Origin of the sequence: Prosthecobacter sp., from assembly GCF_020439865.1 — a bacterium.
GTDB lineage: Bacteria > Verrucomicrobiota > Verrucomicrobiia > Verrucomicrobiales > Verrucomicrobiaceae > Prosthecobacter.
In genome coordinates this window covers 36,574-45,812 of sequence record NZ_JAGRPF010000038.1, presented here as the reverse complement: position 1 = coordinate 45,812, position 9,239 = coordinate 36,574, and the positions used below count along the sequence as shown (strand labels likewise).

Below are 9,239 nucleotides of genomic sequence, written 5' to 3'. Positions count from 1 at the left end.
TTTCCCGGCGAACTCACCGTGCAGATCGGCTTGAACATCAAATCGCTCGCCAAAGATCCTCACGCTTTCGTCTCCGGCTACACGAACGGCTACATCTACTACACGCCCACCGTCCACCAGCGCACGAACACCGGCTACGCGCAGGAGGACTGCGATTCGCTCGTGGCACCCGAGTGGCAGAAGATTTTCGAATCGAAGGCCGTCGAAGTGATTCGCAACCTTGGCCGCTAAACACTCTCATGAAATCTTTCCTCATCCTCCTTCTCGCATTCAGTACAGTGGTCGCGGACGATCTGCCTAAGACACTCATGACCACACGCGGCAAATTGCTAGTCAGCGAAGATTTCACGCCGCCGCTGGCGCCTGTGACGGGCAAGCCGGTCGGCTTTGCGAGCGGATTCTCGGGCTGGCGCTACAACGCGGGCCCGGCTGGTGGAAAATCGGGCCAGTGGAAGCTGGCTGACGGCTGCTTCATCGGCATGGAAAGTCCCGAAGCGCATCATCCTGCGACGGCGTCATTAGGATTTCAGTTCACCAACGCGATCATCCAGTGCGAGGTGCGGTTGAACGATGTGCCGGACGAAGGACGGAAGTATCGTTCCCTCTTCGTGAAGGCGACGGACGTGAAGGACTACGTGATCTCGCTCAGCGTCGGCCCGGGCGGTCTGTTTTTGACGCCGTATGATGCGGATCGCATCAATCCCGCCACCAGACAGCGCGAGAAGGGACCAGCGGGCCGCGTCTCGACGCCGGTCAAACTCAACGAATGGCACACGGTCGTGCTGGAGATCCTGGGCGACGAGGTGGTGGGCACGCTTGACGGCAAGAGCACCACGCTGAGCAACAAACTCATCGGCACGGCCAAGCACAGCATCATGCTCGGTGCCAGCACGGAGTCGAGCTTCCGTCATCTGCGCGTGTGGGAGGCGCTGCCGAACAAAGACTGGGACACCACGAAGCCAACGATTCCAACCAACACGAAACCCTGATTCGATTTTCATTTCATCCACAGCCATGAACTTCTCCTTCTTCTCCCGCACGCTGCTTATTCTTGTCACGGCTGTTGGTCTGCAACTCCAGGCCGCAGAACCACCGCACATCGTCATCATGATTGGCGAGGACGAGTATCAAACCTGGGAGACCTTGCCGGAGTTTGCGGTGAAGGAATTGAAGGCTGTGCCGTATCGCGTCACGATCATTCATGCGGATGCGGCGGACAAGAACCAGTTCCCCGGCTTCGTGGAGGCGATGCATGACGCGGATCTGCTCTTCATCAGCGTGCGCCGTCGCACGCCGTCGGTGGAAGTGATCGATGCCGTGCGTGCGCATCTTGCCGCTGGGAAGCCGCTGGTAGGGATTCGCACCGCCAGTCATTGCTTTGCGCTGCGGCCCAAAGATCCCAAGCCAAAGCAAGGACTCGGCCATTGGCAGGAGTTTGATCCGCAAGTGCTGGGCGGAAACTACACCGGCCACTATGGTAAAGATCCCGCCACGATCACACGGGTGCCCGGTTCAGAGTCACATCCCATTCTGCGCGACGTGGCTGTTGACGGACTCATCGGACACGGCGGGCTCTACAAAAACACGCCGCTGCAGGCCGGCACCACGCCGCTACTGATGGGCACGCTGGCCGGTCAGGCGACGGAGCCCGTCGCGTGGACGCATCTCTATGGCGAGAAGAAGTCCCGCGTCTTTTACACATCGATGGGCCATTGGGATGACTTCAAACTGCCCGCCTTTCGTCGCTTCCTGTTGAATGGCATCGCTTGGGCATTGGAAAAATGACATCTGCGTGAAACTGCTGCTCGCCATCGCCGCTGCCGGTGTGATCCAGCCTGTGCTGGCGGCGGGCGAATTGCAGTTCAACCGCGACATCCGTCCGATCCTTTCCGAGCACTGCTTCCGCTGCCACGGACCAGATGCGAAGAGCCGCAAAGCAGACCTGCGTCTCGATCTTCCTGGCGGTGAATTGAACGAGCTGGTCAAGCGCATCACCTCCGATGATGACGACGAAATCATGCCGCCTCCGGACGTCCACAAACCGCTGGCCGCAGCGCAGATGGCGAAACTGAAGCAGTGGATGACGGCAGGCGCCCGCTATCAGAAACACTGGGCGTTTGAACCGCTGAGCACTCGTGCCGCGCTGAATTCGATCGATGCCATCGTTGAGCAGAGTTTGAAGGAGAACGGGGTGTCGTTCGCGCCGGAGGCGGATGCGGCGGTGCTACGGCGCAGAGTGGCGCTCGATCTGACGGGACTGCCGCCCACTGAAGCGATGCTGGCGAAGCCTTACGAGGCCGTCGTCGATGAGTTGCTCGCGTCGAAGCACTTTGGCGAACATCTCGCCGTCGCATGGCTTGATGCGGCGCGCTATGCGGACACAAACGGCTATTTCGGAGACAAGCCGCGCCAGATGTGGCTGTGGCGAGACTGGGTGATCGACGCATTCAACGCGAACATGCCCTACGACCAGTTCAGCATCGAGCAGCTCGCGGGTGATCTGCTGCCGAACACCACCGTGAAGCAACGCATCGCCACCGGCTTCAATCGCAATCACATGGTGAACAACGAGAGCGGCAGCATCGACGAGGAGTTTCGCACCGAATACGTCGTGGACCGCGTGGACACCACGATGACGACGTGGCTCGGCCTCACCGCAGGCTGCGCGCAATGCCACGATCACAAGTTTGATCCCATCTCGCAGCGCGAGTTCTACCAGCTCTTCGCCTTCTTCAACAACGTGCCCGAGCAGGGCGTGATCCACGCCGAGAACCCGCCGCCGTTGATCGAAGTTCCGTCCGACAAACAGAAAGTCGAACTTGATAAGGCACAGGCTGCCGTGAAAACCACAAAGGCAGCATTCGTGGCGGTTCACGAGGCGTTGAAGCCGCAAATCGCGGCATGGGAGAAAACCGCGGCGAGCTCGCTGCCGCAGCCGCCACACGACTCTTTGTTTCACGAGTCATTCGATGCCCAAGTCACCATGGTGGGCAACGAATCCGAACCGGAAGCTGGTGTGCGTGGCATGGCGGCGAAGTTTGATGCCACGCAGCATGTCGAAACGCGTGTGAAGAACTTCACCATGGACCAGCCGTGGACGATTGGCCTGTGGGTGAATGCGGATGGTTCGCTGAGTTGTCCGCTCTCCCTGATCGAGCCGAAGGGCGAACGTCGTGGTCTGGAACTGATCTGGCAGAAGGGCCGTTTGCAGGTCAATCTTGTGCATCGCTGGGGAGCCAACGCCATCGAGGTTTCGACCGTTGAAGCTCTCAGCGCGAAAAAATGGCATCAGGTCGTCGTGTGCTATGATGGATCGAAGAAAGCCGCCGGCTTGCGGGTGTTCTTCGATGCGAAATCGACGACGCTGGAGGTGCGTCGTGATTCGCTCGACGGCAGCATCGCGAATCAGGAGCCGCTGCGAATCGGTCGTCGCGATTCGGGCCTCGGCTTCTACGGTTTGATCGACGAAGTGCGTTTCGTGCCCGCCGCTCTCGATGTGCAGGCCGTGGATGAGTGGTTCTGGGGCGAGCGCATTCGTGGCATTGTCGAAACTGCGCTCGCCAAACGTCGTGCGGCGGATGTGGAAGTCCTGCTCGACTACTACATCGCACACTTTGCCGATGTGCCGACGCAGAAGGCACGTGAGGCCGTCTTGTCGGCTCAAAAGCGCGAGCAGGTGCTGCGCGATTCGATTCCGACGACACTGGTCATGCAGGAGATGCCGAAGCCGCGCACGGCGCATGTGCTGGAACGCGGCCAGTATGACAAGCCGCTCGATGCGGTTGTCCCCGGTGTACCAACGGCGATTGCAGCTTGGCAAAGTGATCTGCCGGCAAACCGTCTCGGTTTCGCCAAGTGGTTGTTTTCACCGGAGAATCCGCTGACGGCTCGCGTGGCCGTGAACCGCTTCTGGGCGCAGTGTTTTGGCGAAGGACTCGTGCGCACGCCGAATGACTTCGGATCGCAAGGCGAGGCGCCGACGCATCCTGAATTGCTCGACTGGCTCGCGGTCTCGTTTCGCGAAAGCGGTTGGAACATCAAAGCGCTGTTGAAGCAGATCGTCATGTCGCGCACCTATCGTCAGGATTCGCGCATCGCGATTGACGATCCGGAGAACCGGTTGTTCGCGCGTGGCCCCAGCGGACGACTTTCCGCCGAGGTGCTGCGCGATCAGGCGCTCGCGATCTCCGGTCTGCTCGTGCCGAAGATCGGCGGGCCGAGTGTGAAGCCGTTTCAACCACCGGGACTCTGGGAAGCGGTGAGTTACAACGGCGAGGAAACCTATGTTCCTGATGCGGGCGATGGTTTGTGGCGGCGCAGCCTCTACACCTATGTGAAGCGCCAGTCGCCGCATCCGATGCTGCTGATCTTCGACGGCCCCACACGCGAAAAATGCACCGTGCGTCGCGCCAGCACGAACACACCGCTGCAGGCGCTGCTGTTGCTCAACGACGAGACGTTCACGAAGGCCTCGGAGGCACTCGCGAAACGATCAGAAGGTCAGGAAGATCGCATCGCGTGGATGTTTCACGCCGCTACCTGCCGTGAGCCGCAAGCAGACGAACTGGAGCTGCTGCGCGGCCTGTTCGAACGCCGCAAGTCACTGCCGTTGGTCGCGCACGCGATCCTGAACCTCGACGAGGTGATCACGAAACGATGAATGCCTTTCTCCAGCGTCGTCAGTTCATCCGCGGCTCAGGTTTGAGCCTCGGCGGCATGGCTCTGGCGTCGTTGATGAGTGATGCGAAGGCGCTGACGCATTTCGCGCCGAAGGCGAAACGGGTGATTTATCTGTTCATGCACGGCGGTCCGTCTCAGCTTGATCTGTTCGATCACAAACCGGGGTTGAAGAAACTGCACGAGCAGGAGATTCCTGCGTCGGTGTTGGGCGATCAGCGCCTGACGGGCATGACTGACAAACAGAAGTCGAAGCCGGTTACCGCGTCTTTATTCAAATTCGCACGGCATGGTCAAAGCGGCGCATGGGTGAGCGAGCTGCTGCCACACACGGCGACGATCGTCGACGAACTGTGCGTCATCCGCTCCATGCACACGGAGGCGATCAATCACGATCCGGCGGTGACGTATCTGCAAACCGGTCATCAGCAGCCAGGGCGGCCGGGCTTTGGTGCTTGGTTGAGCTACGGCCTCGGTTGCGAAAGCCGCGATCTGCCGGCTTTTGTCGTCATGGTTTCACGCGGGAGCGCGGCACGTCCGGCGGATCCGCTTTATGCGCGGCTGTGGGGCTCGGGCTTTCTGCCGTCGAATCATCAAGGCGTCGCGCTTCGCAGCAGTGGCGATCCGGTGTTGTATCTCTCGAACCCCGCGGGCATCGACAGCGCCACGCGTCGCGATGAGCTGGATGTGATTGCAGCCTTGAACAAGAAGCAGCTCTCACAGCAGCACGATCCCGAAATCATCACGCGCATCTCGCAGTATGAAATGGCCTTCCGCATGCAGAGCAGCGTGCCGGAGTTGACAGACCTCAGCGGTGAAAGCGCGGCCTCGTTGGATGCCTACGGACCGCAGGCACGACAGCCGGGCAGCTTCGCGGCAAATTGTCTGCTGGCGCGACGCATGGCGGAGCGCGGTGTGCGTTTCATCCAGCTCTACCACCGCGGCTGGGATCAGCACTACAACCTGCCGAGCGATCTGCGTCTGCAATGCGGCGATGTGGACCAGCCGGCCGCCGCGCTGCTCCGCGATCTGAAACAGCGCGGCCTGCTGGATGAGACGCTGGTCATCTGGGGCGGTGAATTTGGCCGCACGACCTACTCGCAAGGCAAACTCGAACCGACGAATCATGGGCGAGACCATCACGGACGTTGTTTTACGATGTGGCTGGCCGGCGGCGGCATCAAACCGGGCAACCAGTTCGGCGAGACGGACGACTTCTGCTTCAACATCGCCCGTGATCCGGTGCATGTGCATGATTTGAACGCCACGCTGCTGCACCAGCTCGGCCTCGATCACGAACGGCTCACCTACCGATTCCAAGGCCGCGATTACCGGCTCACGGACGTGCATGGGAAAGTGGTGAAAGGAATCCTTGGCTGACCACGGCTTCATTCGTGATGAAACTTTGCGCCACGCTACTTTTCCTGACTGCATTCTGCCTCTCACAGGCCGCGGAACTGCGGATCACGACGTTCAAAGTCGATGCCACACCGCCCCCCGGTTCACCGTTGTGCAATGGCGCGGTGAAGCCGGTGAAGGAGATTGTCACGCCACTCACCGCACGCGGCGTGGTGCTGCTCGGCGCGGGCGAGCCGATCGTGCTCTGTGCGTTCGACTGGGTGGGCATTGGCAACGAAGGGCATGACGCCTATCGCGAGACACTCGCGAAGGCTGCCGGCACGTCGATGGATCGCGTGACCGTGCACACGCTGCACCAGCACGACGCACCGGGCAGTGATCTGGCCACGGAGCGCCTGCTCGCGGAGCATGGCCTTGGCGGCAAGTTTTCCAATCCGTCGCTCGACCGTGAAGTGATGCAGCGGCTTACCGCTGCCGTGCAGGACTCGCTCCCCAAGGCGCAGACTGTGACGGAGATCGGACTGGGCTCGGGCAAGGTTGAGCACGTCGCCTCCAATCGCCGCATCCTCGGGCCGTTGGGCAAGGTCATCTTCCAACGCCAAAGCTCCGGCGGCAAAAACCCGGCCGCACGTGAAGCGCCGGAAGGCACGATCGATCCGCTGGTGCGGCTCATCTCGTTTTGGAACGGCGACACGCCCGTGGCCGTGCTGACTTACTACGCCACGCATCCGCAGAGCTACTACGGCCAGGGTTCGGTGAACTGGGACTTCGTCGGCATGGCACGTGAGATGCGAGCCGAGGCGTTGCCAGGTGTCGCATGCGTTCATTTCGACGGAGCAGGCGGCAATGTGGCCGCCGGCAAATACAACGACGGCTCCAAGGACAACCGGCCGGTGCTCGCACAACGTCTCGCCGATGGAATGAAGCTCGCCTGGGAGTCGCAGACGAAGCATCCCATCACGGCCGCTGACGTGAAGTGGACCGTCGAACCGGTTGCCGTGCCGGTGCGCGACACGCTGGTCGAAGACGCGCTACTGACGAAACTGAAGGATGCGTCGCAGAAACTTCCGGATCGCATTCGTGCTGCGCGGGATCTGACTTTCCTGCATCGCACACGCGGCGGGCGTCGGATTCCGTTGAACTGCCTTCAGCTCGGCCCCGCCCGTGTGCTGCACATGCCGGGCGAGTTGTTCGTGGAGTATCAGCTCGCGGCCCAGCAGATGCGTCCGGGTGAATTCGTCGCGATGGCGGCCTACGGCGACTATGGCACGGGCTACATCGGCACGGAGATCGCCTACGGTCAGGGCGGCTACGAGACGGGCATCGTCTCCCGTGTGGCGCCGCAGGTGGAAAAGGTGCTCATGGACGGCATGCGGAAATTGCTGGAGGTGCAGCCTTGAGCATCGCCCCACGCTCGCCATAGAAACGGCTCCCCAACCCCACCCGCGACGATCATGCGACTCCAAGACCACGTCATTCTCATCACCGGCAGCACCACTGGCATCGGCGAATTCATGGCGCGACGTTTCGTCGCTGAAGGCGCGAAAGTCATTCTGCATGGCCGTGATGCCGCACGCGGTGAGGCGTTGCGGAAAGAACTCGGCGAGGACAAGTCAGCGTTTTGCCAGGGCAGCCTCGAAGACGCCGCCTATCCCGAAAAGCTCGCCGCCGATGCCATCGCGGCCTTTGGCAAAGTGGACGCGCTCGTGAACAACGCCGCGCTCACGATTCGCGGACGCATCGCCGACACTGATGCGACGTTTTTTGATCGAATGATGGCCGTGAACGCCCGTGCGCCGATGCTGCTCATTCGTGCGCTTTTGCCCGAATTGAAAAAGAACCGGGGCGTGGTGCTGAACATCGGCTCCGTGCTCGCCCACTGCGGCCAGGCCAACATGCTCGCCTACTCCATGTCCAAAGGCGCGCTGATGACGATGACTCGCAACCTCGCGGATTCGCTTGGCATGGATCGGGTGCGCGTGAACCAGCTCAACGTCGGCTGGACGCTTACGGACAACGAATATCAGGTCAAAATTGGCGACGGCCTCGGCGAAGGCTGGCCGGAACGTCTGCCGCCGCAGGTCGTGCCGATGGGCCGTCTGTTGCAGCCGGAAGACATCGCCGCCGCTGCGGTTTATTGGGTCGGACGCGAGAGCTACCCGGTCACCGGAACCGTGGCGGAACTCGAGCAGTATCCGATCATCGGCCGCTACGCGAACGCCGAGGGCGACGACAAAAAGTAATTCATCCCAACCGAGAACCGACAACAATACCATGAAACTGATCCGCTTTGGAAACCCTGGAGAAGAAAAACCCGGCCTGATCCTCGATGACGGCCGCCGTATCGACGCGAGCGCTTTTGGCAGCGACTACGACGAAAAGTTTTTCGGCGGCGATGGTCTGGAACGCCTTGCCGCCTGGGCCAAGGCCAACGCGGCTTCCGCGCCGACGGTGGATGCCAGCGTGCGCCTGGGTCCGTGCATCGCACGTCCGAGCAAGATCATCTGCATCGGTTTGAACTATGTCGATCACGCCAAAGAAAGCGGCATGCCGATTCCGGCGGAACCGATCGTCTTCTTTAAGGCCACCAGCGCCATCTGCGGTCCGAACGACAACGTCGTCATCCCGAAGAACTCGAAGAAGACCGACTGGGAGGTCGAGCTCGCCTTCGTGATCGGCAAAAAGGCCAGCTATGTGTCCGAAGAGAATGCGATGAGCCATGTGGCCGGCTACTGCGTGCACAACGATTACAGCGAGCGCGAATGGCAGCTCGAACGCGGCGGCCAGTGGGTCAAAGGCAAGAGCTGCGACACCTTCGCGCCGATCGGACCGTTCCTTGCCACGAGCGACGAGATTCCTGATCCGCAGAATTTGAAGCTCTGGTTGAAGCTGAACGGCAAGACGATTCAGAACAGCACCACCGCGCAGATGATCTTCGGCGTGAAGCAGTTGGTGAGCTACCTCAGCCAGTTCATGAGTCTGCTGCCCGGCGACATCATCACCACCGGCACACCTCCCGGCGTCGGCCTCGGCTTCAAGCCTGATCCCGTCTTCATGAAGCCCGGCGACGTCATCGAACTCGGCGTCGAAGGCCTCGGTGAGCAGGGTCAGACGGCGGTGGCATGCGCGTAAGCGCTGGGTGATTCGGTTTTACCGCAGAGAGGCGGAGGAGCAGAGAAGGCAGAGATTAATCTCATTAAAAA

At 60.9% G+C, this 9,239-nt stretch carries 7 protein-coding genes and 1 pseudogene; all 8 read left to right on the top strand.

Going from position 1 to position 9,239, the window contains the following annotated elements; all coding sequences use genetic code 11:
• Window positions 1-231, top strand: a pseudogene (locus tag KDL09_RS03950) (hypothetical protein); the annotation flags it as partial.
• A gap of 8 nt (window positions 232-239) precedes the next feature.
• Entirely contained in the window at window positions 240-989 is a 750-nt protein-coding gene (locus KDL09_RS03945; RefSeq protein WP_294381602.1) for a hypothetical protein, read from the top strand.
• A 25-nt stretch (window positions 990-1,014) separates the two neighbouring features.
• Entirely contained in the window at window positions 1,015-1,785 is a 771-nt protein-coding gene (locus KDL09_RS03940) for a ThuA domain-containing protein (RefSeq protein ID WP_294381599.1), read from the top strand.
• A 7-nt stretch (window positions 1,786-1,792) separates the two neighbouring features.
• Window positions 1,793-4,660: a DUF1553 domain-containing protein gene (locus KDL09_RS03935; protein WP_294381596.1), complete on the top strand. Its 2,868-nt coding sequence runs from the start codon at window positions 1,793-1,795 to the stop codon at window positions 4,658-4,660.
• Window positions 4,657-6,057 carry a DUF1501 domain-containing protein gene (locus tag KDL09_RS03930; RefSeq protein WP_294381592.1) on the top strand — a complete coding sequence of 467 codons (1,401 nt, stop codon included), beginning with the start codon at window positions 4,657-4,659 and terminating at the stop codon, window positions 6,055-6,057. Before KDL09_RS03935 ends, KDL09_RS03930 begins: the two co-directional genes overlap by 4 nt.
• Before the next feature lie 17 nt (window positions 6,058-6,074).
• A complete protein-coding gene (locus KDL09_RS03925; RefSeq protein WP_294381589.1) occupies window positions 6,075-7,436 on the top strand; it encodes a hypothetical protein in 1,362 nt (453 codons plus the stop codon).
• Window positions 7,437-7,490: 54 nt separating this feature from the next.
• On the top strand, window positions 7,491-8,279 hold the full coding sequence (locus KDL09_RS03920; RefSeq protein WP_294381586.1) for an SDR family NAD(P)-dependent oxidoreductase: 789 nt from the start codon (window positions 7,491-7,493) through the stop codon (window positions 8,277-8,279).
• A 31-nt stretch (window positions 8,280-8,310) separates the two neighbouring features.
• Complete coding sequence (locus tag KDL09_RS03915; RefSeq protein WP_294381584.1) at window positions 8,311-9,168, top strand: fumarylacetoacetate hydrolase family protein; 858 nt, start codon at window positions 8,311-8,313, stop codon at window positions 9,166-9,168.
• The last annotated feature ends 71 nt before the right edge of the window (window positions 9,169-9,239 follow it).